At 75.8% G+C, this 25,507-nt stretch carries 20 protein-coding genes and 2 pseudogenes; 6 read left to right on the top strand and 16 right to left on the bottom strand.

What is annotated here, in order from left to right; genetic code table 11:
• Positions 1–29 precede the first annotated feature (29 nt).
• The 5 genes from RVR_RS18905 to RVR_RS18925 form a co-directional block, all read right to left on the bottom strand.
• On the bottom strand, positions 30–770 hold the full coding sequence (locus tag RVR_RS18905; RefSeq protein WP_237404842.1) for an AfsR/SARP family transcriptional regulator: 741 nt from the start codon (positions 768–770) through the stop codon (positions 30–32).
• Between the two features lie 507 nt (positions 771–1,277).
• Entirely contained in the window at positions 1,278–2,162 is an 885-nt protein-coding gene (locus RVR_RS18910; RefSeq protein WP_202234973.1) for a carbohydrate ABC transporter permease, read from the bottom strand.
• Complete coding sequence (locus RVR_RS18915; protein ID WP_202234974.1) at positions 2,159–3,157, bottom strand: carbohydrate ABC transporter permease; 999 nt, start codon at positions 3,155–3,157, stop codon at positions 2,159–2,161. Before RVR_RS18915 ends, RVR_RS18910 begins: the two co-directional genes overlap by 4 nt.
• A gap of 12 nt (positions 3,158–3,169) precedes the next feature.
• Positions 3,170–4,510, bottom strand: a complete 1,341-nt coding sequence (locus RVR_RS18920) for an extracellular solute-binding protein (RefSeq protein WP_237404843.1) — start codon at positions 4,508–4,510, stop codon at positions 3,170–3,172.
• A 188-nt stretch (positions 4,511–4,698) separates the two neighbouring features.
• A complete protein-coding gene (locus tag RVR_RS18925; protein WP_237404844.1) occupies positions 4,699–5,811 on the bottom strand; it encodes a LacI family DNA-binding transcriptional regulator in 1,113 nt (370 codons plus the stop codon).
• A gap of 143 nt (positions 5,812–5,954) precedes the next feature.
• Between RVR_RS18925 and RVR_RS18930 the strand changes: the two genes are divergently transcribed.
• The gene (locus RVR_RS18930) at positions 5,955–7,844 is read left to right on the top strand and encodes a glycoside hydrolase family 2 protein (RefSeq protein ID WP_202234975.1); all 1,890 of its coding nucleotides are present in this window, start codon (positions 5,955–5,957) and stop codon (positions 7,842–7,844) included.
• A gap of 178 nt (positions 7,845–8,022) precedes the next feature.
• On the opposite strand, the gene RVR_RS18935 is transcribed toward RVR_RS18930, so the two are convergent.
• Positions 8,023–8,565 (bottom strand): hypothetical protein, encoded by a 543-nt coding sequence (locus RVR_RS18935; protein WP_202234976.1) that lies wholly within the window; start codon positions 8,563–8,565, stop codon positions 8,023–8,025.
• A 287-nt stretch (positions 8,566–8,852) separates the two neighbouring features.
• Here RVR_RS18935 and RVR_RS18940 point away from each other — a divergent pair, with 287 nt between their 5' ends.
• From RVR_RS18940 to RVR_RS37715, 3 genes and pseudogenes are all read left to right on the top strand, one after another.
• On the top strand, positions 8,853–10,382 hold the full coding sequence (locus RVR_RS18940; protein WP_202234977.1) for an MFS transporter: 1,530 nt from the start codon (positions 8,853–8,855) through the stop codon (positions 10,380–10,382).
• A gap of 40 nt (positions 10,383–10,422) precedes the next feature.
• Entirely contained in the window at positions 10,423–10,908 is a 486-nt protein-coding gene (locus RVR_RS18945) for a MarR family winged helix-turn-helix transcriptional regulator (protein WP_202234978.1), read from the top strand.
• 86 nt (positions 10,909–10,994) lie between these two features.
• Positions 10,995–11,114 (top strand): annotated as a pseudogene (locus RVR_RS37715) (SAM-dependent methyltransferase); the annotation flags it as partial.
• A 7-nt stretch (positions 11,115–11,121) separates the two neighbouring features.
• Here RVR_RS37715 and RVR_RS18950 read toward each other — a convergent pair.
• Both RVR_RS18950 and RVR_RS37720 read right to left on the bottom strand, forming a co-directional pair.
• Positions 11,122–12,528, bottom strand: coding sequence for a hypothetical protein (locus tag RVR_RS18950; RefSeq protein ID WP_202234979.1), 1,407 nt, complete (start codon positions 12,526–12,528; stop codon positions 11,122–11,124).
• 323 nt (positions 12,529–12,851) lie between these two features.
• Positions 12,852–13,043 (bottom strand): annotated as a pseudogene (locus tag RVR_RS37720) (carbohydrate ABC transporter permease); the annotation flags it as partial.
• Between the two features lie 109 nt (positions 13,044–13,152).
• Here RVR_RS37720 and RVR_RS18955 point away from each other — a divergent pair.
• Positions 13,153–14,352, top strand: coding sequence for an MFS transporter (locus RVR_RS18955; protein WP_202234980.1), 1,200 nt, complete (start codon positions 13,153–13,155; stop codon positions 14,350–14,352).
• A gap of 191 nt (positions 14,353–14,543) precedes the next feature.
• On the opposite strand, the gene RVR_RS38630 is transcribed toward RVR_RS18955, so the two are convergent.
• From RVR_RS38630 to RVR_RS18995, 8 genes are all read right to left on the bottom strand, one after another.
• Positions 14,544–16,271, bottom strand: a complete 1,728-nt coding sequence (locus RVR_RS38630) for a zinc ribbon domain-containing protein (protein ID WP_202234981.1) — start codon at positions 16,269–16,271, stop codon at positions 14,544–14,546.
• Complete coding sequence (locus RVR_RS18965; protein WP_202238776.1) at positions 16,258–16,776, bottom strand: phage tail protein; 519 nt, start codon at positions 16,774–16,776, stop codon at positions 16,258–16,260. Before RVR_RS18965 ends, RVR_RS38630 begins: the two co-directional genes overlap by 14 nt.
• Positions 16,777–16,859: 83 nt before the next feature.
• Positions 16,860–18,818, bottom strand: a complete 1,959-nt coding sequence (locus RVR_RS18970; protein ID WP_202234982.1) for a putative baseplate assembly protein — start codon at positions 18,816–18,818, stop codon at positions 16,860–16,862.
• Positions 18,818–19,321: a GPW/gp25 family protein gene (locus tag RVR_RS18975; protein WP_202234983.1), complete on the bottom strand. Its 504-nt coding sequence runs from the start codon at positions 19,319–19,321 to the stop codon at positions 18,818–18,820. The genes RVR_RS18970 and RVR_RS18975 overlap by 1 nt, the downstream gene beginning before the upstream one ends.
• Complete coding sequence (locus tag RVR_RS18980) at positions 19,321–21,216, bottom strand: VgrG-related protein (RefSeq protein WP_202234984.1); 1,896 nt, start codon at positions 21,214–21,216, stop codon at positions 19,321–19,323. Before RVR_RS18980 ends, RVR_RS18975 begins: the two co-directional genes overlap by 1 nt.
• The gene (locus tag RVR_RS18985; protein ID WP_202234985.1) at positions 21,213–21,938 is read right to left on the bottom strand and encodes a CIS tube protein; all 726 of its coding nucleotides are present in this window, start codon (positions 21,936–21,938) and stop codon (positions 21,213–21,215) included. Before RVR_RS18985 ends, RVR_RS18980 begins: the two co-directional genes overlap by 4 nt.
• Positions 21,939–22,376: a phage tail protein gene (locus RVR_RS18990; protein ID WP_202234986.1), complete on the bottom strand. Its 438-nt coding sequence runs from the start codon at positions 22,374–22,376 to the stop codon at positions 21,939–21,941.
• A gap of 98 nt (positions 22,377–22,474) precedes the next feature.
• Entirely contained in the window at positions 22,475–23,800 is a 1,326-nt protein-coding gene (locus tag RVR_RS18995) for a hypothetical protein (protein ID WP_202234987.1), read from the bottom strand.
• A gap of 646 nt (positions 23,801–24,446) precedes the next feature.
• Between RVR_RS18995 and RVR_RS19000 the strand changes: the two genes are divergently transcribed.
• Entirely contained in the window at positions 24,447–25,049 is a 603-nt protein-coding gene (locus RVR_RS19000) for a hypothetical protein (RefSeq protein ID WP_202234988.1), read from the top strand.
• Positions 25,050–25,507: the final 458 nt, after the last annotated feature.

Genomic DNA, 25,507 nt, shown 5'->3' on the forward strand with positions numbered 1-25,507 from the left:
CTGACCCGCGGCCGCCCCCCGTGGGCGCGTCAGGCCGTCCACACCCCGCGCTCCGTGTCCGGGTCCTGGGTGAGGATCGCCCGCTGGAGCCGCTGCGCGGGCCCGGCCGGCTCCAGGCCCAGCTCGCTGACCAGGTTGTGGCGCAGCCGGTGGAAGACCTCCAGTGCCTGGCCACGGCGGCCGTTGAGGAACAGCGCCCGCATGTACTGCGTGTGGAGGTTCTCGTGCAGCGGGTGCTCGACGGTGAGGCCGGCCAGGCTGGCGAGCACGTCGCGGTACCTGCCCAGCCGGAGCTGGGCGTCCACCCAGTACTCGTGCAGCACCAGCCGCGACTCCTCCAGGCGGTAGCGGTCGGCCTCCAGCAGCCGGCCCACCGGGACGCCGGCCAGCGCCGGGCCGCGCCACAGCCGCAGCGCGTCGCCGAGCTGGCGGATGCCGGTGTCGTCGTCGCCGGCGTCCAGTGAGCGGCGCCCCGCCGCCGCCAGCGCGTCGTACCGCTCGATGTCCAGCTCCGCGGTGCCGGCGACGAAGCGGTAGCCGCCGGACTCGGTGCGCAGGATCTCCCGCGCGACCTCCGTGCCGGACAGGCCGGTGGCCGACGCGAAGACCTTGCGGAGGCTGAGGATGTAGGTCTGGACGGTGGTGAGGCAGCTGTTCGGCGGGTTGCCGTCCCAGAGTTCCGCCATCAGGGACGTCACCGGCACGAGCCGCCCCGAGCGGATGGCCAGCATCGACAGGACCTTGCGCAGTTTCGGCGCGCTCGGCGTCACGGAGACACCGTCCAGACGCACAAAGAGCGGACCGAGCATGCCGATCTTCATTTGCTACCCCCAGCTTGCCTATCAGGGCGGTGTGTCCATCAAGACCACGGGATAGCGTAACAAACCGGCAAAAGTCGCTTTCTTCTCCAAAGGGTCAAATGCCACGCGTTCCCGGCGGAAAGGAGGGCGGGCCGCCCCTTTTCGGGCCGATCGGGGACCCGCGGCCGGGTGCGCGGTTGTCCTGATCTCTTCGACAGAAGATCCGAACGACGGCGCCGCCCGCCCCGCGCTCGCGGACCTCCGCTCGGTGCCGCCCGGCGGGCCGCGCCCCGACGCGCGCCGGGAGGGCCCCCGGCGGGCGGGGACCGCCGCACCCGGGCCGGCCCGATGCGCGCTTCCCGGACAACTCGCGCCTCTTTGAGCGCTCTTCGAGGAAACGTTGAACAGGGCGCCCGGTGCGGGGGTCCGCACCGGGCGCCCGGCCCGGGGTGGCGGCCGCGCTCGGCCGCCGGCGCGCTACTTCAGGCCCGTGGTCGCGACGCCCTGGACGATCTGGCGCTGGAACACCAGGAACACCGCGATCAGCGGGAGGAAGCCGAGCACGGAGGACGCCATCACCTCGGCGTACTGGATGTTGCTCGGGTTGACCAGCGACGCCAGACCCACCGGCACCGTCTGGGACTTGGTCTGGCTGAGCACCAGCAGCGGCCACAGGAAGGCGTTCCAGGAGCTGATGAAGGTGAGGATGGCGACCGTGGCGACCGCCGGGCGGGAGATCGGCAGGCAGACCGACCGGTAGACGCGCCACCAGCTCGCCCCGTCCAGCCGCGCGGCCTCGATCAGCGGGGTCGGGATGCCCCGGAAGAAGGAGTGGAAGACGAAGACCGAGACCGGGGCGGCGACCGACGGCAGCACCAGCGCCCAGTAGGTGCCCAGCAGGTGGAGCGAGCGGTACTCGATGAACTGCGGCAGCACCAGCCCCTCGGTGGGCAGCATCAGCCCGGCGACGACCAGCGCCATCACCGCGTTGCGCCCGGGGAAGCGCAGCAGCGCCAGCGCGAAGCCGGCCATCGAGCACAGCGTCACGGTGAAGAGCACCGCGAGCGTCGCGATCACCAGGCTGTTGAGGTACCAGTAGCCGAGCGGGTAGTTGTCCCACGCGTAGGAGTACGCGTGGAAGGACCAGCCGCCCGCGAAGGGCGAGGTGGGCTTCGCGGTGATCGACCCGTCCGACCGGAGCGATGTGATCAGCGCCCACACCAGCGGCACCAGCCAGATCAGCGCGAACAGCGTCACGCACACCGCGCACAGCCGGTTGAAGAGCTTCGCGCCGTTGGAACGGTCCGCGACCGCCGCGGGCGTCGGGGTGCGGCGCCGCCGCACGGGGGCGAGGGTGGTCATGAGGTCCTCCGTTCGGCCCGCGGCGCCGGCCGCTGGTCGGCCCGTTCGGCGGCGGCCGTCCGGTAGTGGCGCAGCGCGTACCAGGCGGCCGAGATCGCGACGATGATGACGAAATAGACCATGGTGGCGGCGGCGCCGTAACCACCGCGGTACGAGGTGAACCCGGTGTCGTAGATGTACTCGATGACCGGGCGGGTGGACTGGTTCGGGCCGCCGCCCAGCAGCAGGTAGATCTGGTCGAACACCTTGAGCGAGGCCAGGATCTGGAGGATGAGCACCAGGCTGGTGGTGCGGCTGAGCAGCGGCACGGTCAGGAAGCGGATCTGCTGCCACGGGCTCGCGCCGTCGATGGCGGCGGCCTCGTAGACCTCGGTGGGGACGTCCTGGATGCCGGCGGTGTACAGGACGAAGTTGAAGCCGAAGGTCCACCACAGGGTCATCAGCACCACGGCCGTCCAGCCGCCCGAGGTGCTGCCGATGAAGTCCGGCGAGGTGAGGCCGACCGCGCTGAAGAGCTTGGGGACCAGCCCGACCTGCGGGGTGTACATCCACAGGAAGACCAGCACGACCACCGACGACGGCACCACGTACGGCGCGAAGAACGCCAGCCGGTAGAAGACGGTGCCGCGCCGGACCCGGGAGGCGAGGACGGCGAACGCGAGGGCGAGCACCACCAGCGGCGGGGTGGTCAGCAGGGTGAACAGCACCGAGTGCCACATCGCCGACCAGAAGAGCGAGTCCTGCACCACCGTCCGGTAGTTGGACAGGCCCACCCAGCCGCCCAGCCCGCTCTTGACCGTGGTGGTGTTGAAGAAGCTCACCACGACGCCGACCGCGAGCGGGCCGATCATGAACAGCAGGTAGACGATCAGGAAGGGCGAGCTGAGCAGCAGCCCGGCCCGGCGTTCGGAGCGCGGGGCGCGCTCCCGGTCGGTGCGCAGGGTGATACGGCCGGCCGGGCGTCCGGCGGGCCGCTCAGAGGCGATGGTCGTCATGGTGGCGGCCTCCTAACCGATCTTCACCGGCGGTCGGGCGGTGGTGTAGCGCTTCAGGTCGGCCCGCAGGCGGGCGGCGCCGTCCTTGGGGCCGAGCCGCCCCGCGATGACCTCGATGATCGTGGAGCCCACCGTGGTCTGGAAGTCCGAGCCGGCGCCGGTGTACCAGGCGACCGGGTCGTAGACCGCGTTGAACGCGGCCTGTACGTAGTTGCGTTGCGGGGACTGGTCGAGGAACGCCTTGCTGCGCTGGGTGGACAGCCAGGCCGGCACGTGGCCGCCGTGCGCCCAGATCGCGCTGTTGTCCAGCAGGCTCCTGACGAACAGCGCCGCGTGCGCGGTACGGGCCGAGGAGCGCTTGCCGTTGCGCGGGATCACCAGCGAGTGGGAGTCGGCGTAGGCGACCGGCTTCGGGCCGAGCAGCGCGGGGAAGGGCACCACGTTGAAGTGCAGGCCCTTGACGTCGCGGTAGGACGGGATCTGCCACTCGCCGTCGAAGAGGAAGCCCGCCTTGCCGGTGGAGAACAGCGCGTTCACCCCGGAGCCGGTCAGGCTCCTGGGCATCAGGCCGTCCTTGGTCAGGCTCTGCATGAAGGCGAACGTGGACTGCGCCGCGTCGTCGTCCACCGCGACCCGGGTGCCCTCGTGGGTGACGACCGGGCCGGCGATGCCGGAGTAGACCATGCTGAAGTAGCGCCAGCAGGTGGACGGGTCCGCGGTGATCGACATGACCGCGCCGTACTGCGCGCCCGCGTCCTTCATCGCCCGGAGCGCGTCGGTGAACTCCGCCGCGTTCCTCATCGGCTTCAGGCCGTCCCCGGCCGCGTCGAGCAGGCCGGCCTTCCGCGCCAGGTCGGTGTTGTAGAAGAGGACGAAGGGGTGGGTGTCCAGCGGGACCGCGTAGACCGTGCCGCCCACGGTGGCCTTCTGCCAGGCCGCGGGGGTGAACTTGTCCGAGGTGATGCCCAGTTCGGGGAGCCCGGTGTCCTCCACCGGCTCCAGCAGCCCGGACGCCGCCAGCAGCGGCAGCCGGGACAGGTGCGAGATGCCGACGTCGGGCGGGGTGCCGCTGGCCGTGGCCAGCGCCAGCTTCGTGTAGTACGGGTTCCCCCACCCCAGGATGGTCGCCTCGACCGACAGGCCCGGGTGGGCCTTGCGGAACGCGTCCTCCATCAGCACCATGTTGGCGCCGTCGCCGCCGGTGAACAGGTTCCAGAAGATGACGTCGGCGGTGTCCGGCTGCGTGCCGGCCAGCCCCGTGGCCAGCGGGGAGGAGCACGCCGCGAGCCCCGCGGACATGGCCAGCCCTCCACCGAGCGCCAGGAACCGGCGGCGCCCCAACGCTCCGCTCATGGGCGTATTCACCTCGTTAATTCGATGTGAACTCGATGCCGCAGACCCTCGCATACGTTTTGCATCGATGCAATAGGCCGGTGGCAAGTCCGTCGCGCCATGACGGCGTGCCCGGGCGCGCACCCCGCGGGGCACCCGGTGAAGGAGCCGCCGGCCGGGCTCCGCCCCAGGCCGGCGGGAGGACGGCGCTACCGCGCGGCGGGCGCGCGCCGCGAGGACTCGCGCACCACGAGCCGGAACGGCGTCGCCTCCGAGGCGCCCGACCACGCGGCCGCGCCCTCCTCGCCGGCGTCGTCGTCCGAGCCGCTGCCGTCCGAACCGTTCTTCCCGTCGGCGGGGCCCGGGTCGGCGCCGTTCGCACGGCCGCCGGCGCGGATCTGCGCGTCGAGCAGGTTCAGCGAGCGCTCCGCGATCACGTCCAGGTCGGGCGCGATCGACGTGAGCGGGGGGTGGGTGTAGGCGCACTCCGGGATGTCGTCCACCCCCACCACCGCGACCTCCTCGGGCACCCGCACGCCCGAGGCGTCCAGCGCCCGCAGCGCGCCCACGGCGAGCGCGTCGTTGAAGGCGAAGATCGCGTCGGGCAGCGGCCCGCTGCCCTCCAGCAGCCGCAGCGTGGTGGTGTAGCCGTGCTCCCTGGTCCAGTCGTCCACCGGCTCGACCAGCCAGTTCACCCGCCGCACGCCGGCCGCGGACAGCGCCTGCCGGTAGCCCTCGGCGCGCTGGCGGCCGTTCTCGCTGCCGTTCCGGCCGAGCGCGACGATCCGCTGGCAGCCCTGCGCGAGCAGGTGCTCCACCGCGGTGCGGGCGGCGGCCACGTTGTCGATGCCGACCCGCGGCAGGTGGTCGCCGACGGTGTGCTCGCCCAGCATGACCAGCGGGAAGTCCGGGCCGGTGGGCGGCACGTCCGCGGCCGGCAGGGTGAGCGCGCTGAACAGCACGCCGTCGGCGACGTTCGTCAGGCCGCCCGCCAGGATGCGCCGCTCGACCTCGCGGTCGCCGCCGGTGGACTCCACGAGCACGGTGGTCCCGCGCCGGGCCGCCGCCTGGATCACCGCCTGTGCGAGGGCGGCAAAGTACGGCTCCACCACGAACGGCACGGCCAGCGCGACGAACCCGGTGCGGCCCGAGCGCAGCCCGCGCGCGAGGTAGTCCATCTTGTAGCCCAGCTCGTCCAGCGAGCGCTGCACCCGGGTCCGCGTCGCCTCGCTGACGTGCGTGTAACCGCTGACCACGTTGGACACGGTCCGCACCGACACCCCCGCGTGCTCGGCGACGTCGCGCATCCTCACTCTGGCCACCGGGGTTCCCCTCTGGTCGGGACGGGCCGGGCCTGCTCGGTGCCGTGCTCTTGCATCGATGCAAATTATCGCCCAAGCTGGACGCCGACATTGATCAGCCGATTTTACGACGCCCGGTGGTCGGGCAGGCAGAAGGAGGAGCCGTGAGGGCGAGCGAGCAGGACGGGACCTACCCGCGGCCGATGCTCTGCCGCGAGCAGTGGGCCAGCCTGGACGGCGCGTGGGACTTCGGCTACGACGACGCGGCCGCCGGCGAGCGCGAGGTCTGGTTCGCGGTCGGCGGCCCGGACGGCGGCGGCGCGGCGGCCGACCCGTTCGACCGGCGGATCACCGTGCCGTTCCCGCCGGAGTCGCCCGCCTCCGGCGTCGGCGAGACCGGGCGGCACCCGGTCGTCTGGTACCGGCGCCGCGTCCCGCACGCGGTCCTCGTGCCCGACGGCGCGGCCGACGACCCGGCCGACGGCGGCGCGCGGCGGGCGCTGATCCACTTCGGCGCCGTGGACCACCGCGCGCGGGTCTGGCTGGACGGCACGCTGGTGGCCGAACACGTCGGCGGCCAGGCGCCGTTCACCGCCGACGTGACCGACGCGCTGCGCCCCGGCGCCGCCGAGCACGTGCTGGTCGTCCGCGCCGAGGACGACCCGGCCGAACTCGCGCAGCCGCGCGGCAAGCAGGACTGGCAGGACCGGCCGCACGCGGTCTGGTACGAGCGGACCACCGGCATCTGGCAGAGCGTGTGGACCGAGTCGGTGCCCGCGCGGCACGTCGCCGACCTGGCGTGGACCACCGACCCCGCCCGCGGCGTGACCGCCGAGATCACGCTCGCCCGGCCGGCGGCCGGACCGCTCGCGGTGGACGTCGTGATCAGCCGCGGCGACCAGGTCCTCGCGCGGACCTCCGCGGCGCTCGACGGCCGCCGGGCCCGGATCGACGTGGCGATCCCCGCGCTGCGCAACGGCATCGACCGCGAGGAGCTGCTGTGGCGCCCCGAGCGGCCGGTGCTGCTGGACGCCCGGGTCACCGTGCGCGAGCCCGGCGGCTCCGGTGCCGAGGTCGACCGGGTCGACTCGTACGTGGGCGTGCGCTCGGCCGGCGTCGGGCGCGGCGCCTTCCTCCTGAACGGCCAGCCCTACTTCGTGCGGTCGGTGCTCAACCAGGGCTACCGCCCGCACACCCTGCTGGCGAACGCCGGCACCGCGGAACTGCGCCGCGAGGTCGAGCTGACCAAGGCGATGGGCTTCAACGCCACCCGCGTCCACCAGAAGGCGGAGGACCCGCGGTTCCTGTTCTGGGCCGACCGGCTCGGCCTGCTGGTGTGGGGCGAGACCGCCGCGACCTACGACTTCTGCGGCGAGGCGGTCGAGTCGCTGACCCGGGAGTGGCTGGACCTGGTGCGCCGCGACCGCAGCCACCCGAGCGTGGTCACCTGGGTGCCGATCAACGAGAGCTGGGGCATCTCCGACATCGTCCGCGAGCCCGCGCAGGCCCACTTCTCGGTCGCGCTGGCCCACCTCACCCGCGCGCTCGACCCGACCCGGCCGGTCGTCTCCAACGAGGGCTGGGAGCACACCGACAGCGACATCCTCGGCGTGCACGACTACACCGCCGACCCGGCCGTGCTGACCGCGCGCTACGGCGACGCGGCCGGCTTCGACGCCCTGCTCGCCGGTCCGGGCCCCTCCGGCCGCGCGCTCTCGATCACCGCCCGGCAGGCGGAGCGGTTCGCCGCCGGGGACGCCCCGCTGATGGTCACCGAGTTCGGCGGGCTGTCGCTGGGAGCCGACGAGGGCGACTTCGCGTACACCTACACCAGTTCGGACACCCAGTACGCGGCGCTGCTGCGGGAGATGTTCGGCGCGCTGCGCGACAGCCCGCTGGTCGCGGGCTTCTGCTACACGCAGTTCATGGACACCGCGCAGGAGACGAACGGCCTGCTCTTCGCCGACGGCAGCCCCAAGCTTCCGCTGGAGTCGATCAGCGAGATCGTCACCGGGAAGAAGGAGGCGGGCGCCGCGACCACCGCCGACGAGTGACGCGGCGGCGGTCGCGCCGGTGGTCGCGCCGGCCCGCGGGGCGGTCGGCCGGGGGTTCCGACGTGAGGGCGGGCGCCGCCCGGTCCGGGTGCGCCCCGGCCGGGCGGCGCCAGCCCTCACGGGTGGTGCCCGCGCGGGTCGGGTGGTCGGGTCGGCTCCTCGGGTCGGCCTGCGCGGGTCAGGTCCGCGCCGGCACCGTGTAGAAGGGGACATCCTGGTACGCGGCCAGGTTCGGGTCGTCCGCGGAGACCCGGCCGGGGGCGGCCGGGCACAGCAGCCGCACCCCCTGGGCGCGCTCCTGGCCGGCGACCCACTGGGCCTGGCTGATCATCCCGGCCCCGATCCCGGCGATCACCAGCCCCGCGGGTATCCCGGTCGTGTAGGCGAGGAGCAGGCCGACGCCGATCGTGACGACGACCGTCGAGGTCATCGGGCGGGTGACGCGTTCGAACGTCTCCTCCGGCGCGGTCACCACGGACTCCGCGGGCGCGGGCACCGCCGCCTCCAGCCGGGCCCGGTACCAGGCGCGCCGCGGCCCCGCGGACCACACGCAGGGCAGGACGAACAACAGCGCCCCGATCACCGCCACCGCGGTGCCGCTCAGCCCCTTGGTGTGCCCGAGCAGCACGGGCAGCGCCCCCGCCGCGCCGCACAGCACCGCGAGCGAGCCCGTGGCCCGTGCCGACCCGACGACGCCGACCAGATCAGGTGTGCTGCTCACGCGTGCTCTCCTCCGCCCGGGTGTTCGCATCGGTTACCCGATGGATCGTAACGGGCCGCACGCCGGGCTCCGTCCCGCCCGGCGTCCGGCCGGGGGCCGCCCGGTCCGGACGGGGCGCGGGGCGGTTCGGGCGGGGCGGTTCGGGCGGCGGGCGCGAGTGGCGCGGTGGCGTACCCGGCGGAGGTGCGGGTCGGCGGCACGGCGGCGTACCCGACGGCGGGCAGGGATCTCGCGGCAGATCGGGGACGGACTCCGAACAGTTCGGTGTCCGATGTATCGTCGGCCGTATGACGACGCGTACGCAGATCCGACCGGCGGCGGGCGGCCGCGCGCGCTGGCCGGCGCTGCTGCTGCACGAGCGGGCGCGGCCGGACGCGGTGCGGGACCGCCCGTACGCCTGGCGGCTGGCCGTCGCGACCGTGTGCTTCGGGGCGTTCATGGGCCAGCTCGACGCGAGCATCGTGACGCTCACGTACGGCGGGCTGCGCCGGGGCTTCGACGCGTCGCCGGCCGCGGTGGAGTGGGTGTCGCTCGCCTACCTGCTGGTGCTGATCGCCCTGCTGGTGCCGGCCGGGCGGCTGTCGGACGCGTTCGGGCGCAAGCTGCTCTACCTCTACGGGTTCGCGGTGTTCACGGCGGCGTCCGCGGTGTGCGGGCTGGCGCCCTCGCTGCTGGTGCTGGTGCTCTTCCGCGGGGTGCAGGCGGTGGGCGCCGCACTGATGCAGGCGAACAGCGTGGCGCTGGTGACCACGAGCGCGCCGCGCGGGCGGATGCGGGCCGCGCTCGGCGTGCAGGCGGCGGCGCAGGCGCTCGGCCTGGCGCTGGGGCCGACGGTCGGCGGCGTGCTGGTCTCGACGCTCGGCTGGCGGTGGGTGTTCGGGGTGAACGTCCCGATCGGCGTGCTCGCGCTGGTCGCCGGGCACTACCTGCTGCCGCGCACCAGGGAGCGGCGCGCGACCGGCGGCTTCGACCGGCCCGGGCTGGTGCTGCTCGCGGCCGCGACGGGCAGCGGCCTGCTGGCGCTCTCGGCCGCCTCCGGCCTGCCGGTGCCGGGGTGGGCGGTGGCGGCGCTGTTCGCGGTGGCCGTCGCGGCCGGCTGGGGGTTCGTCACCCGGCAGCACCGCGCGCGCACCCCGCTGCTGGACCTTGCGCTGGTCCGGGAGCGTACGGTCCGGCTCGGGCTGCTCGGCGCGCTCAGCGGGTACCTGGTGCTGTTCGGTCCGCTGGTGCTGGTGCCGGTCGTGCTGACCGCGTCGGGGGTGTCCGAACTGGCCGCCGGGCTGGTGCTCACCGCGCTGCCGGCCGGGTTCGCGGTGGCCGCGACGGGGGCGGACCGGGTCCTGCCGCGCGGGCTGTCCGACCGGGGGCGCTGCGTGCTGGGCGGGGGCGTGCTCACCGCGGCGACGGCCGCGCTGCTGGTGGTGCCGCTGACAAAGGGCCCGCTGGCCGTGCTGCTCGCCGTGGTCGGCCTGGGCCTGGGCACCTTCACGCCGGCCAACAACGCGATGGTGATGGCGGCGATACCGCGCCGGTCCTCCGGGACCGGGGGCGGACTGGTGAACATGGCGCGCGGACTCGGTACCGCGCTCGGCGTCGCCCTGGTCACCCTCGCGCTGCACCTCGGCGAGCGCCACGGCGCGGCCGGGGCCCCGCCCGGCGGCACGGTGCCGGCGCGCTGGGCGGTCGCGGTGCTGGTGGCGGCGTCCGCCGTGGCGGCGGTGGCGGCATGGTCCGGCCCGCGCGGGGCCCACGCCCGAGCGCACCCGGCCGGTACCGGCACCGCGGGCGGGGCGGGCGGTTCCTCCCGGGTGGGCTGAGACTCCGTCCAGGGGGCGCCCGGCGCCGTAGTCTTGGGCCATGTCGTCGCAGCCGTCCCCCGAACTCGCCGCGTCCGCCGACGCTTCCGACGCGTCGGACGCCCGCAGGCTGACCGAGGCCGTCACCCGCCTGCGGCGCGCGCTGCGCGCGTCGATCAGGACCGACTACCCCTGGGAGACCCTGCCGATGGCGCAGGTCGAGCTCCTCCAGGTGCTCGCCGAGTGCTCTCCGGCCCGGATCAGCGAGCTGGCCACCCGGCAGCGGCTGGCGAACAGCACGGTGAGCGGTCTGATCAGCCAGATGATCACGTCGGGGCTCGTCACCCGCGACGTCGACCCGGGCGAACGCCGCGCCGCCGCCGTCGCCCTCACCGACGTCGGCCGCGAGCAGCTCGCCGCCTGGACCCGAGCGCACGAGCGGCGGCTCGACGCGGCCCTCGCGGCCCTTGACGACCCCGACCGCGCCGCCGTCCGCGCCGCCCTCCCCGCCCTCTTCCGCCTGGTCGACCACCTCACCCCGGAATAGCCCCGCCCCGGGGGCGGGGCGGTGGGTGCGCGCCCCTGGGGGCGCGGGGAACTGCGTGCTCAGCTCCTGCTGGCGGGTGGTCCGGCGATCTGGTCTCCGCCCCCTTCCTGCACGCCCCGGTCGAGATGCCGCGCGAGGCGATCCTCCGGTCGGCCGCGGGCGCGGTCGCGCCGGGCGGGGTGCTCCTGGTCGTCGGGCACGCGGGCCGGCGCCTCAGCGCGGTGACAGCCGGTACAGCGCGGCCGCGCCCGCGTCGAGCGTGACGTCGAGGTCCGACGGACGGCTCGCCCGCGGGTAGGTCGCGCTGGACGGGTCGAAGCGGGAGACCGTCCGCACCGCCGACCGGTCCAGGCCGATCCGCACCGTCGCGGACTTCCCGGGCTCCCGGTTCACGACCAGGAGGTGGCGGGTGCCGTCGTCGTCGGCGGCCCGGAAGAGGCCGAGGATCGCGGCGTCGCCGGTGACCGCGGTGATCTGGTCGCCCGGGGTGAAGGGTGTGGTGCCGGTCGGCAGCGGGTCGTCGTTGGCGTGCTGGACGGATTCGGAGACGAGGGGCTTGAGTTGGCGGCCGACGGGTTGCAGCCAGCCGGTGTTGAGGGTGGTGGCGGCGTCGTAGAGGGGGGTGCGCCTGCCGTCGGTGGTGATGAGGGCCTGGGTGTAGCCCTCGCCGCGGGCGGGGTCGGGGGTCCAGTAGGTGAAGTACTGGATGCCCTTGCAGCCGTACGCCAGGCTCACGTTGACCTGCCAGGCCAACTGCGAGGCGGACGGGGTGACGTGCCCGTCGAAACCGGTGGACTGGATGTACGTCCATGCCGGCACCCCGGCATCCAGCGCGGCCGCGCGCACGATCGCCCAGGTCTCGAAGTAGTCCGTGTCGAGGCCGCCGGTCAGGAACGGGTACCGGTCGAAGGAGATCAGCGCGGGCCGGACCGTGTCGAGGTAGCTGCGCACGAAGCGGGTGTAGCGCGCGCCGTTGCCGCGGTTGATGTTGGCGTACGGCAGCAGGCCGGGGGTGGCGGAGCGCACGATGCCGGTGAGCGCGCCGAGGTCGGCGAAGCGGTCGGTGCCGGGTTCGTCGTAGAGGCTGAGCCCGGCGAACGACGCGTGGCGCGCGTACGTCCCGGAGGCGGACCGTATCCAGTCGGTGGCGTCGGCGGTGGTGATCGAGGCCGGCACGCTGCGGTCGTCGGTGACGGTCATGTGCTGCGCGACCACGCTGACCCGCGGGTCGCCGGCCACCAGGACCTTCAGGCCGACCCGGTCGGCCAGGTCCAGCGCCTGGTTCGCGCTGGCCTCGTCGAGCTGGTAGTTGCCGGTGATCAGGAAGGTGAAGCCGGCGTCGGTGATCTCCTGGTAGCGGGCGAGCGTGGTCTCGTACGGGTGCGGCGGCCAGTACAGGCCGACGGGGAAGTCCGGGCCGCCGGTGAGCGGCAGGTCGGCGCTCGACGCGGCCGCCCGCGCCGGGTCGGAGCCGCCGGTCGCCGCGACCACCCGGCCGACCGTGGCCGCGCCCGCCGCGAGCACCCCGGCCCCCATGCCGGCCGCCTGCAACAGCGCGCGCCGGTTCATCCCCCGCGACGCGCCGGGCGCCGAGGGCGCCGGGATCCTCCGCTCCGACACGGTCCGCTCCCTCCGGAGCCCGCGTCGGGGCCCGATCCGTACCTTCCTGGTCTCCAGGCAAAGTACGACAGTCGGTGCGGTTCTCCCTATAGCCGGGCGAAACTCCCCGCCCTCGCGCGGTGCGCGCCCGGCGCCGCCCGCGCCGGGCAAGTGCCGCGCCGCGCCCGGCGATCCGGGGGCCGGCCGCGGCCCGCCGCCGGGGGCGCGGCGTGACCGATCCCACAGCACCGCGCCCCGGCGGGCGCCCCGGCCGCCGGCCGGTCGCCCAGGGCGAGGGGAGCCGGCGGGGCGGCCCGGTCGTGACGGCCGGGGCACTCCGCTCGGTCGTCGACGCCGGGGCGCTCCACGCCCGCCACGATGTGCCGCGGGAGCGGCAGGAGGACCACCGGCAGCGGCGGGATCGACACCGCCGAGGCGGCGGACGGCTCGTGGAGGTCCACCACCTGGGAGGTGGTCAGGGTGGACAGCGCGACCTGGACGGTCCCCGTCGACCGGTCCTGGCCGATCACCAGCGGCCCACGGCTACGCGCCCGGCCCCGGCCACGGCCCCAGCCGCGGGCGGAGCCACCTCTCCGCGCGGACGGGATGCCGGGAAGGCGCGGGTGGCGGCCCTACCGTTGGGGCATGACGCCTTCCGACGCGGGGCAGCGCACCGTCCGGCCGTGGTACGCGCTGGCCGCCGCGGTGTTCGCGGTGGGCATGGCGGGGACCACGCTTCCGACCCCGCTGTACGGCCTGTACCGCGAGCAGCTCGGCTTCTCCGAGTTCATGGTGACGGTGGTCTTCGCCGTCTACGCCTGCGGGGTGATCGCCGCGCTGCTGGTCGCCGGCGACTTCTCCGACCTGCTGGGCCGCCGGCCGATCCTGCTGACCGGGATCGGCTTCTCCGCGCTGAGCGCGGTGTGCTTTGTCGTCGAGGGCGGGCTGCCGCTGCTGTTCGCCGGGCGGCTGCTGTCCGGCTTCGCGGCCGGGCTGTTCAGCGGCGCCGGCACCGCCGCGGTCACCGAACTTGCCGCGCCCTCCCAGCGCGGGCGGGCGTCGTTCGCCGCGACGGCCGCGAACATGGGCGGGCTCGGCTGCGGGCCGATGCTCGCCGGGCTGCTCGCGCAGTACGCCCCCGCGCCGCTGCGGCTGCCCTACCTGGTGCACCTCGGCCTGCTCGCCTGCTGCGGCGCGGTGGTGTGGGCGATGCCGGAGACGGTGCGCCGCCGCGACCCGCGGCCGCGCCTGCGCCCGCAGGGCATGGCGGTGCCGGCCCCGGTCCGGGGCGTCTTCGCGCCCGCCGCGCTCGCCGCCTTCGCCGGGTTCTCGGTGATGGGGCTGTTCACCGCGGTGGCGCCGTCCTTCGCCTCGGAGTACCTGGGCGTGGACGACCTCGCGGTGTCCGGGGCGGTGGTGCTGTCGGTCTTCCTCGCCTCGACGGTCGGGCAGTCGCTGATCGGCCGGGTCGGCGTCGTCCGCGCGCTGCCGCTGGGCAGCCTGGTGCTGATGGCGGGTCTGGTCCTCATCGGCTGGTCGCTGCTGGCCGAGTCGCTGGGGCTGCTCGTCGCGGGCGCGGTGGTCAGCGGCGTCGGGCAGGGCCTGGCGTTCCGCGCCGCGGTGGCCACGGTGAGCCGGGTCGCGCCCGACGAGCAGCGCGGCGCGACGATCTCCGCGCTGTTCGTGGCCGCCTACGTCGGCATCGCGCTGCCGGTGGTCGGCATCGGCGCGGTGGCCGTGGGGGTGGGGCTGCGCAGCGCGGGCCTGGTCTTCGTGGCCTGCGTGATCGTGGTGTCGGGCGCGGTCGCGGCGTATCTGCTGCGCCGGCCGCTGCCCGCGACGTGACCTGAGGCCGCGTCCCGACCCGGGGCCGGCGTCCTGACCGGGGCCGGCGGTCGGGGTCGGGCCGCGTGACGGTGAAGCCGGCGGTGCGGGCGCCAGTGCGGGTGTCCGGTGCTGCGGCCTGTCGGCGGTGCGGGCGGTGCGGGCGGTGCGGGCGGCCGGGCCCGGAGGCCGGAACCGCCCGCACCGCGCGGTCAGTCGGAGTGCTTCGGCCCGAAGAACTCGACCTCGGCGATGGCCACCTGCTTCTTCGCGTCGGCGCCGTAGGACGAGCGCACGGTGAAGCGGACCGAGGTGACCTTGTCGGCGCGGAAGGAGACGGTCTGCCCGCCGCTGCCCTGGTCCAGGGTGATGTGGCGGACGTCGGTGTGGCCGTCGGACGTGGTGACGGTGACGTCGAGCTGGTGCGGCTCCGCCGACTTGGACAGGTCGGTGGGCTGGGTCGACTCGCCCGGGGTGATGACGAGGTTCAGCAGGTGCACCGGCTGCTGGAAGTCCGCCTGGAGCCACTGGCCGGCACCGGACTCCGAGAGCCCCGGCCCCCACCACGTGTTGTTGAACTCGTCGAACGCCAGCTTCGCGTCGTGGCCCTTGAACGACCGCGAGGCGTGCACCGAGTCGGGGACGACCGGGGCCCGCTTGGCGAAGTGGTCCTTCGTCGCCCGCACCCCGTCGGGGATGTGCATCCCGCCGATCACCACCAGTACCGCGGCACCCGCGGCGACCAGCCAGGTCACCACCCGGCCCAGGTTGCGGCGCAGCCGCGGCCGTTCGCCGGCCCACGGCGCCTCCCGCCGGCGGAAGAAGTCCAGCAGCCGCCGCCACCAGGGGCGCCGTGCCGTCTCGTCGTAGGGCCGCCCCGACATGGGCATCGCGCAGCGGCGGCAGAAGTGCCGGTCGGGACGGTTGCCGGTCTGGCACCAGGGGCAGCCCGCCGGGCCGTTGTCGTCGGGCATCGCGCCGGGCGTGCGGACCAGCGGCCGGGACGCCACCGGACGGCCGGGCATCACCGCGCCCACGGACGGCGCGGCCGGCTGGCGCTGCTGGGGGTCGGCCACCGGGACGAGCAGGGCGCGGGCCCGCTCCTCGGCCGACGGCGACACCTGCTGCGGGTCCTGCGGCGGCTGCGGCTGCGGGGCGTACTGCGGGTCCTGCGCGTACGGGTCGTGCGCGTACGGGTCCTGGGCGTACGCCGGGGCCGCCGCCTGCGCGGGCTGCGGCGGCGAGGCATGCTGCGGGTCCTGGGCGTGCTGCGGCCGCAGCGACGGGAACTGCGGGGCCGCGGTGGACGGCTGCTCCAGGGTGTCCTCCATGGGGTCGGTGCCCGGGACCGCGCCCGGGACCGCGCCCGGCAACGGACCCGCGCCCACCGCGCCGGGCGCCGGCGCCGGACCACCGGCGGCGCCGTGCCACTCGGCCGCAGGCGCCTGGCCCTGCCGCGGCACCTCCGGCACCCACGTCTCCTGGACGGCGCCCGTCCCGCCGAGGGGCCCCGCGGACTTGTCGCCGGGGTTCCCCAGCACCTCCTGGCCGGAGCCGGGGGCCCGTCCGCCGGTGCCCTCGCCGGCCCGCGGCGGCATCGGCCCCGAGCCGCCCGCGCCCGTACGGCCCGCGCCCGGCCCCGGGCCCGATCCCGCACCCGGCGGGGTGCGCGGCACGCCGCCGTCGTCACCGGGGGCGGCCGGCGGGCCGCCGGCGCCCGGCGCGCCCGCCACCGGCGGCAGCGGGCCCGCGCCCGCGCCCGCCGGCGCCGGCAGCTCGGCCGCGCGGCGCACGGCGGACACCGGCGCGGCGGGCCGGTCCGCCCAGCCGAGCACCGCGCCGCACCCGTCGCAGAACGACTGGTCGGGGCCCGCCTGCGTGCCGCACTCGGCGCAGGTCCGCGCCCGGGGCGGCTCGGCGTCATTGCTACGTCCGGTCACCTTCGGAGGTCCTTTCAACCGCGGTCACCTGGACCGTGTAGGGCATGTGGGCGGGGCGGGCGGCCGCCACCAGGCGGTCCAGCCGCACCTGGTCGGCCGGGCCGGGGTCGGGCAGCCGCACCGCGACGTGCAGGTGCGGGCGGCGATCGCCGGGCACCGGGCCGAGCGGCCGGGCGTCCCAGGCCGCGGCGCCGGACTCGCGGATCTCCGGCTCCACGCCGAACGCGAGCCGCACCACCTCGGCCAGGCCCCGCCGGGTGCCGCGGATGCGGTGCAGGTGCGCGGCGGCGGCCACGGCCCGGCGCAGCGCGGCGGTGTCCTCGACGCCGTCGGTCTCCGCGCCCACCCAGTCGCCGAGCCAGCGGGTGAAGTCCGCGGGCGCCAGGGCCGGCGCGAAGTACGCCTCCAGGCAGTCCAGCACGTTGTGGATCGGCGCGAGCACCTCGTCGAGCCCGGCGACGAAGCGCTGCGCGAGGTCGTCGTCGGCGAAGACGGCGGGCAGCATCGCGCCGAGCGGCGCCGACGAGCCGAGGCCGTCGATCGAGCCGCGCCGGCCCGGCACCACCCGGCCCAGGTCCGCCGTCGCCGTCACTCCTGGCCCCCGATCACGCGCACCCGGTGGTCGAAGGAGAAGACCAGGGACGGGGGTTCGAGGTCGATCCGCTCGGTCGGGTCGCCGCGCTTGCCGGTGAGCGGGTCGGCCGGGTGCAGCAGCACCTCGTCGACCAGCTCCACGCCCGGTACGCGCTGGAGCACCGCGAAGACCTCGCCGGCCTGCACCGGCCGGCCGAAGGCCCAACCGGTGCCCTGCGCGCCGCCGGTGAGCGGGTCCAGGTGCCGGTAGAGGGCGTCGTGCGCACGCTGCCGGACCATCTCGGTGTCGGTGCCGCGGAAGGCGTGCAGCGTGGCCACCACCGTGACGCCCTGGTAGTAGGGCGGGCCGACCGCGAGCCGGGTGCCGATCAGCCGCCGGTCGTCGAGGTAGTCGGTGATCCGCTCCAGCAGCGCGTCGTCCGGGACCAGTTGCTCGAACCGCAGCCGCCCGCCGAGGTCGGTGACGGCCTGCGGCACCACCAGCACCCGCACCGCGTGGGCGCCGTGCTCGTCCGGGTCGGCGGCCAGGCAGGTGATCCGGGCGGTCTCCGGCGCGGCACGGCGGGCGAGTTCCTCGTAGTCCCGCAGCGTCACCGCCCGGTCCTGGGCGCGCAGCGTGATCGGGGCGCGGGCCTTGGCCTCCTCGACGGTCTCGCCGTCCACCCCGCCCTTGGCCGCCTCGCGGTTGACCACCTCGGCGACGTACGGCACCGAGTTGCGCAGCACCTGGATGGCGCCGCGCGCGACGTTCCCGGCCCGGCCGCCGCCGGTGCGGTAGCGGCGGACCCGGATCGCGGCGCCCATCGGCGGCACCGCGCCGTACTGCCGCAGGCTGCCGTCGGGTTCGCGGACGGCCGGGCCGAAGGCGATCTCGCCGGTGGCCGCGTCAAGCGTGACGTGCCGGTCGCGCGGGCCGGAGGCGGCGAAGTGGCCGACCACGTCCCAGTCGGTCCAGCCGTTGTCGCCGGTGACCTGGAGCAGCATCGCGGGCACGTCGCCGACCACCGGGAAGTGGGCCAGCCGCAGCCGCTGGCCGGGCAGCCCGGTCGACTCGCCGAGCATCTCGTCGCGCACCGTCTCGGCGTGCACCACGCCGGTGGTGCCGCCGATGGTGAACGCCTCGACCGACCGGACGGTGGGCGAGGTGGTGTAGAACGGCTGGCCGGCCAGCGGCTCGGTGACCCGGCAGCGCAGCCAGCCCGCCTCGCGCCGCCCGGACCGGGACGGCGTGTGGCCGCCCGGGACGTGCAGCACCACCTCGCCGGGCCGGTTGAGGCCGCCGGTGCCGTCCCGGTCCACCTCGCACGCGGCCCAGCCGTCCGCCGTCCACGCCTCCCACACCAGCGGGGGCTGCCGCGGGTCCACGCCGACGCCGTCCACCCGGCTGTCCAGGGTGAGCGCGACCGCGCAGTTCGGCACCGCCGCGCTCAGCCCCAGCAGCATGCAGTCGCCGGGCCGCGGCGACTCGCTGAAGCACAGCAGGTCGCCGCCCTCGGCCAGGTCCGAGCTGCGGTCCACGGCGCCCTTCTCGCCGTGCTGCATCACCAGGTACTCCAACTCACACGGCACCACGGTGAGTTCGGTCTCGGTGGCGAACACCACCGCTTCCTCGTTCTCGGTGCGGGAGGTGGCGACCTCGGTGCCGGAGGGCAGCCGGACCGGGTCGCCCACCGGTGCGGACAGCCAGAACGTCACGTCGGTGCGGGCGGCCGTCGGCGGGAAGAGCGTGATCCCGATCAGGTCGAGGAAGGCCAGGTGGTTCTTCTCCGGCACCCGGTTGAGCCGGTAGACCACCTGGTCGGCCATGTGGGCGACCGTCTCCACCAGGGTGATCCCGGGGTCGGAGACGTTGTGGTCGGTCCACTCGGGCGCGCGCTGCTGGATGTAGCGCTTGGCGTCGTCGACGAACTGCTGGAAGCGGCGGTCGTCGAGGTTGGGTGAGGGCAGGGCCATCAGCGGTCGCTTTCGGTGGCCGGCCGGGTGTCCGCGGACGCCCCCGGGGGGAGGGCGTGGGAACCGGGGAGGCCGGGGGAGGAACTGGAGGAGGCGGGCAGGTCGGGGTTCTCGTGCGAGGGGATGACGTAGAACGGGAAGACCAGGCTGCGCGGGTTGTTGGTGCCGCGCACCGAGTAGCGCACGTCGATGTAGAGCACGCCCTGGGTGTCACCCGCGGTGACCTCGACGTCCTCCACCTCGATCCGCGGCTCCCAGCGGTCCAGGCTGGCGTAGACCTCGTGCTGGATGCGGCCGGCGGTCGCCTCGTTGACGGGCGCGAAGACCATCTCGTGGATGGCGCAGCCGAACTCCGGCCGCATCGGCCGCTCGCCCGGCGCGGTGGCGAGCACCAGGCGCATCGCCTCCTCGATCTCGGCCTGGCCGCTGACCATGGCGATGCCGCCGCCCGGGCCGATCCGCAGCGGGAACGCCCAGCCGGTGCCGACGAATTGCTCTGCCATCAGACCACCGGCATCCCGTTGGCGGTGACCACACCGAGCAGCATGACGTTGGTGCCGTCCACCGTGACGTCCAGCGGCGAGCTGAGCATGAGCGCCCCCTCGCCGGAGATCGTGGTGACACCCACGGCGTTCAGCTCCAGTGCGGCCAGCGCGTTGATCGCGAACGCGCCCAGCGAGCGGGCGCTGATGGTGCTCGCCTCGATGTCGAGCACGCCGCCGCTCTTCAGCGACATCCGGCCGCCCGCCTTCAGCGACAGGTTCCCGCCCGCCTCGACCGACACCGACCGGGTGCCCTTGATGCTGACCGCGCCCTTGCTGTCCACGGTGATCTCGGTGCCGGTCCGGTCCAGGTTGATCACCAGCCGGTTGTCCCCGGAGCTGAGCCGCACCCCGCGCTTGCCGCCGACCCGCTGGTCGAGCAGGTCCAGCCGGTTGCCGCTGCGGTCGGCGAGCGTGTGCCGCACCGCCCGGCCGCTGGTCGCGTCGTAGGGCGGCACGTCCACCGTGCCGGGCCGGTCCTTGCCGTTGTAGAGCCCGCCGATGACGAACGGGTGGTCCAGCGCGCCGCGGTCGAAGGCCACCAGCACCTCGTCGCCGACGTCCGGGCCGATCAGCCCGCCCCCGCCGGTCCCGCCGAACTGCACGGTCCGGGTCCAGTCGCTGACGTAGGTGTCGTCCAGCCACGGGAAGCGCAGCTTGACCCGGCCCTGCTTGAGCGGGTCCTTGATGTCGGTGACCAGGGCGTTGGCGACGCCCGGCAGCCGGGAGGCACCCGCCGGGCCGCCGCCGGACCCGCCGGAGGCGAGGCCGTACAGCGACCGCCACTGCCGGCCGCTGACGGTCAGCCAGGTCTCGTAGTGCCGGCCCGCGCCGAAGGTGTGGCGGGCGGCGGTGACCGTGTACTTGCCCTCGAAGGGCGCGCCCACGTCGGCGAGGGCGACCGGGACGCCGGGCCGCAGCTTCGGGTTCCCGTGCACCGTCACCTCCAGCTCGGCGAACGAGCCGGTGACGTCGGCGGCCAGCGAGTCGGCGGCGTTGGTCACCTCGCCCTGCTTGTCGTACGGGATGTCCGTCTCGACCCGCGTCGCCGTCCCGAACGCGGCGACCGCCGCGGCCGGGCTGGTGCCGATCTGGATCCCCGGGTTGTCCGCGGCCGTGGACCGCCCGACCAGGTCCCGCTTCGTCGTCACGTCCCAGCCGCGCGCCTCGACCTTCGCCACCTGGTCCGCGGAGGTGACCGCGGCCCGGCAGCGCAGGATGTCCACGCCCGCCTCCAGGACGTACGGGCTCTTGTCGCTGGGGGTGCTCACCGGGGGCGCGCCCGAGGCCGGGTCCGGCTTCTCGAACTGGAAGGTCCCCTTGGGGCTCAGGGACATCACCATCTCGTTCTCGTCCGCGAGCCGGTTCAGGAAGTCCCAGTCGGTGACGTTGGCCTGGGTGATGAACTCGTAGAGCGTCCTGGTCGACTCGATCTTCCCGATCGGGACCTTGTCCTGGCCGGCCAGCTTGCGGGCGATGTCCGAGGCGGTCATGTTGCGGTAGGCCACCACCCGGCGCTGGCGCAGCATCCGGTGGCCGAGGTCGTAGCCGCGGATCACGCTGAACGTGCCGGTCCCGTCGTAGTCCGTCTCCAGACCGGTGATCTCGCCGGTGAGCAGCGGCGACTGGGCCCCCTGGCCGTCGGCGACCGGGGCCAGCACCACGTCCGCGCCGATCTTGGCGCCGGCCTGGCCGAGCACCTTCCGCTTCGGGTCGCGGAAGGTGAGCTGGAACGCGCCGGGCACGCCGCTGCCGAAGTCCACCCACCCGCCGACCAGCAGCGTGGCGAGGGTCGGGGTCAGCGGCGCGCCGCCGATCGTGACGTGCAGGACGTTGGAGTAGCCGATCTTGGTCATCGCAGGCCGACCTCCTCGGCGGCCGGCAGGATGAGTTCGGTGCCCGGCACCAGCCGCGACGGGTCGTCGATGCCGTTGCTCTCGGCGATCGTCCGCCACACGGTGGCGTCGCCGTACTCCCGCCAGGCCAGGTGCTGGAGCGAGTCGCCGGACACCACCCGGTGCACCCGGCGGGCGGTGAGCGCGCCCGACGTCGGGTTCTGGCCGAGGGTGTTGCTCGGGATCTCGTTGAGCTGCACCCGGCAGGTGGCGCGGATCGGCACGCCGGTGGTGCCGAAGAGGGTGTAGGTCGCGTCCACCGCGCTGACGTAGGCGGTGAAGCGCGCGGTGGAGAACGAGCCCCACTGGAAGACCACCCACGGCGTCGAGGGCTGCTTCGCCTCGATGCTCGCCTGGGTCACCTCGCAGCAGGAGAAGAGCGCCTCGACGTTCTTGCGCACGTCGTTGCTGCTCGGGTCGTCGGAGCGGTCGAGGAAGACCTCCACCGACAGCTCCCGCGGCTCGGGCCCCATGAACTCCGGCACCGAGCCGTCGCGCACGGCGGCGGTCGGCGTGGTCTTCCACTGCGCGCGCCGGCTGAGCGACAGCTCCGAGGGGTTGAAGTCGAAGTCGAAGGTCTTGATCAGCCCGCCGGGCGTGGTGCTGTAGCCGATCGGCGGCTGGTGGATGGCGAGGGAGGCCCGTACCAGGCTCTTGCCCGCGCCGCCGCTGCTGCCCGCCATCTACGCCGCCCCCGCATCCGTGAAGCCGTGGTGCGCGATCTCCAGCACCTCGTTGGCCACCGAGGGGCTGTTCGGGTCGAGCGACGGTCCGCGCCAGCTCACCGGCAGCACGTCGATCAGCCCCCAGCGCGCGACGACCGAGCCGTCCGCGCGCAGCGCCGCGATCTGCGCGGTGGGCCGGGTCACTCCGGTGGTGATCGAGGTGATCCAGGCCGCCACCTTCGAGGTGTCGGGCGTCAGCGGCCGGGTGAGCGTGATGTTCGAGAACGTCACGCGCGACGGCAGGCTCCACACGAAGCCGTTGTTGCCGCCCTCCTGGTGCTGGTGGATCTCGACGGAGGAGCCCAGCCCCTCGCAGCCGTTGAACACGCCCAGGCTCTCGCCGTCGATGGTCAGGTTGAAGAAGATGGTGGAGCCGGGGTCAAGGTCGCTGGCCATCGATCACTGCCTTCCTGCGGACGAGTCGGGTGGGTCCGGGGCCGGGCCCGGGTGGCGTGTGCGGTGCCGCGGCGCGGGCCGGCCGCCGGGCGGCGCGGTCAGCGGCGGGAGTCACGCAACCTGCCGATCCGCTCCCGGTCCAGCCGCAACTCCGTGCGCAGCAGCCTGGTCAGCGGGCCGATCAGCCGGTGCGTCAACTCGTCGACCTGGCCGTCGGAAAGGGTACGGGCGTCGAATCCCCCGCCGTCCGCGCCCTGCGCCCCGCCGTTCCCCCGGCTCCCGCCGGGCGGAGCGGTACGCGTGTCGAACTCGCTGTACGGCGGCGGGGGTTCGGACGTCGGCGCGGTGCGGGAACCGCCGCTCCTGCCGCTGTCCCGGCCGACCGTGACGGCGGAGACCCGGGCCTCGGCGGTGCGCTGCGGGGTGACGAACTTCGCCAGCGAGGTCGCCGACGGCGTCGCGGGCGCGCGCTGCACCGGCAACTCCCCGGCGGGCGCGGGCGGTACGGGCGCGAGCGGCGCCGTGGCCTGGGCGGCCTGCGCGGCCTGGAGCACCTGGATGGCCTGCGCCGCCTGGACGTCGGTCGCCGCCGTGGCCGTGGCGGGCCCGGGGACCGCGCGCTGCACGGGCGGCCGGGCGCCGGGAGCGGGGTGCGCGGACCCCGGCGCGGCGGCGGCCGGACGCGTCAACGGCACTGCGGCCACGGCGCGTTGCACCGGCGTCCGGGGTGCGGGTCCCGGGCGTGCGGGCCCGAGCGGCACGGCCGCCGCCGCGCGGGGCGCGGACGCGCGCGGGGCCGCGGGCGCCGGGGCGGGCGTCGGGACCGCCGTCGGAACGGCTCGCGCCGCGGCGGGGAACGCCTCGGCGACGCCGGTGAACGGCAGCGTGTCGGCGCCGTGCCGCACCGGGCCGGTAGCGGTCGGGCGCGCCTCCGCCAGCGGCGCGGGAGCCGGGGCACGGAGCGCCGTGGCCGACGGCGTGCGCTGGACCGTGGGGAGGGCACCCGCCGTACCGGCCGCCGGAGCGGGTGGTGTGCCGGGGGCGCCGAGCGGCGGGGCGGGCGCCTGCGGTGGGGCGGGCGGCGCCGCGGCGCCGCGGCGCTGCACCGACGGGCCCGGTCCGAGCGGCTGGGCCCCCGCGGCGGGCGGCTCGGGAGCGGCGGGCGGCTGCTGCCCGGTGGCGCGCAGCGGAGCCGCCACCGGAGCGGCCGGCCGCTGGGGGCCGGCCGGCACCACGGGCCGCAGCGTGGTGCGCACCGGTCGCGCGGACGCCAGCGGGCGGGCGGCCGGTGCGCGGGAGACGGTCGGCGCGGCCGGGGCGCCGCCGACCGGGGTGCCGTCGGTCCGGGCGAGGGGCGAACCGCCGTCGCCCGCAGGGCCGTTCGGGGCGGAGGGCGCGGCGGCGAGGCGCTGCACGGGTGCCACTGCCGGGGCGGGACCGGCGGGCGCGGACGCGCGCTGGACCGGGGTGGCCGCCACCGGGCCCGGCCCGGACCCGCCGGTCGCCGGCGCGGCGCCGGGCGGGCGGACCTGCGCGGGAGCCGCGGGGGAGGTCGAGGAGGGGGCCGAGGCGGAGGCCGGCGACGGCAGGAGCGGCGGTACGGGGGCGGCCGGGCCGCCAGGAGCGGGCGCACCTGCCGGGCGGGCGCTTCCGGGGGACGTCGCGGTGGGCCGGACCGCGGAGCCGGCCGCGGACCGCTGGACCTGGCGTCCGGTGAGCGGCACCGCGCCGGGCGGCGGTCCGGCCACCGGGGCGCCCAGCAGCGGCCGTTGGCGCGGTGCGGAAGCGCTCGGGGCCCGGCCCGGGGCGGCCGGCGAGCCGGCGGGCTCCGCGGACCCGGTGCGTCCGGCGGTCGGTCGTCCGGCGGTCGGTGCGGGTGCGGGTGCGGCGGCCGCGCGCTGGACGGGAGCCGCGGCGGCCGGGCTCGGGGCGCCGGTCGACGGAACACCGCTGCCTGCGACCGGAGGTACGGCACCCGCGGTCCGGCGCTGCACGGCAGCGGGACCGGCGGTGCGGTCGGCGGTGGCCGGAGCGGGCCCCTGTGGCGGGGAGACCGGGAGCGCGGTCGGCGTGCCCGGCTCGGAGGGCAGGGCGGCGGCAAGGCCGGTCGCGGGGGCCGCCGGAGCCGTGGTGGCGCGCCGCACCGCCGAGGAGACGACCGGTGCCGCGCCGGGCGCGGCCCGGCCGGGGGAGGAGGGTGCGCCGAGGCCGGTCACCGGTCGCGCGGTGCTCCGCTGGACCGGCCCGGGAGCGCCGGGAGCACCGGGATTCCCGGCGGAGGCGGGGGCGACGGGCGTCGAGCCGCCCGCCGACGACGTGGTGGGCGTGCTCGGGCCGGGCGACGCGGGAGCGCCGGTTCCGGGCGCCGGTACCGCCGATGTCGAGGCGCTGCGCTGGACCACGGGAGGAGCCGCCGGAAGAGCCGCCGGGGGGACCGCGGGAGCGGCCGCCGGCGGAACGGCCGCGGGGACGGTGCGCCCCGGCCCGGACACGCGCGGGGGCACGGCCGTTGACGGTCGTACGGAGGACGCGGAGGACCCGGAGGACGCGGTGGTCCCGGCGCCCTGCGTGGAGGCGGGGGGCGCCGCCGAGGCCGAGGCGCTGCGCTGGACGGCCGGGGAAGATGCGGGGCCCGTGCCGGTCGCCACCGGGGGCGTCGCGGAGCCGCCCTGACGGGTGGGACCGCTGGCGCCCGCCGGGTTCCGCGGGGCGGGCGCCGGGCCCGCAGCCGGTGGGGCCGCAGCCGTCCGCCGCTGGACCTCGGGCGCCGACCGCGGGGCGCCGCTCCCCTGGAGGGGCGCGCCGAGACCCGTCCGGCGGCCACCGGCTCCGGACCCGGGGCCCTGGGAGGGAGCCGCCTTCCGCTGTACCGGCGCCACCGGGAGGGAAGCGGGCGCGGGCGCGGACGTGCCGGTCGCGGGTGTCGGGGCGGGCACCGCGGGTGCCGGGGCGCCGCCGTCCGGCGTGCTCCGGGCCGGGGCCGTGTCCGGGGTACCCCCACCCGCCGCGCGCCGCTGGACCGGCGCGGGCGCGGGCCCGGAGGGAGTGCCTCCGCCCGGTCCGCCGGACCCGCCTGGACCACCGGACCCGCCGGGCGCGCCCGGCCCGTCGCCGTCCTGCCCCCCGCCCGT

It is taken from the genome of Streptomyces sp. SN-593, from assembly GCF_016756395.1.
Taxonomy (GTDB): domain Bacteria; phylum Actinomycetota; class Actinomycetes; order Streptomycetales; family Streptomycetaceae; genus Actinacidiphila; species Actinacidiphila reveromycinica.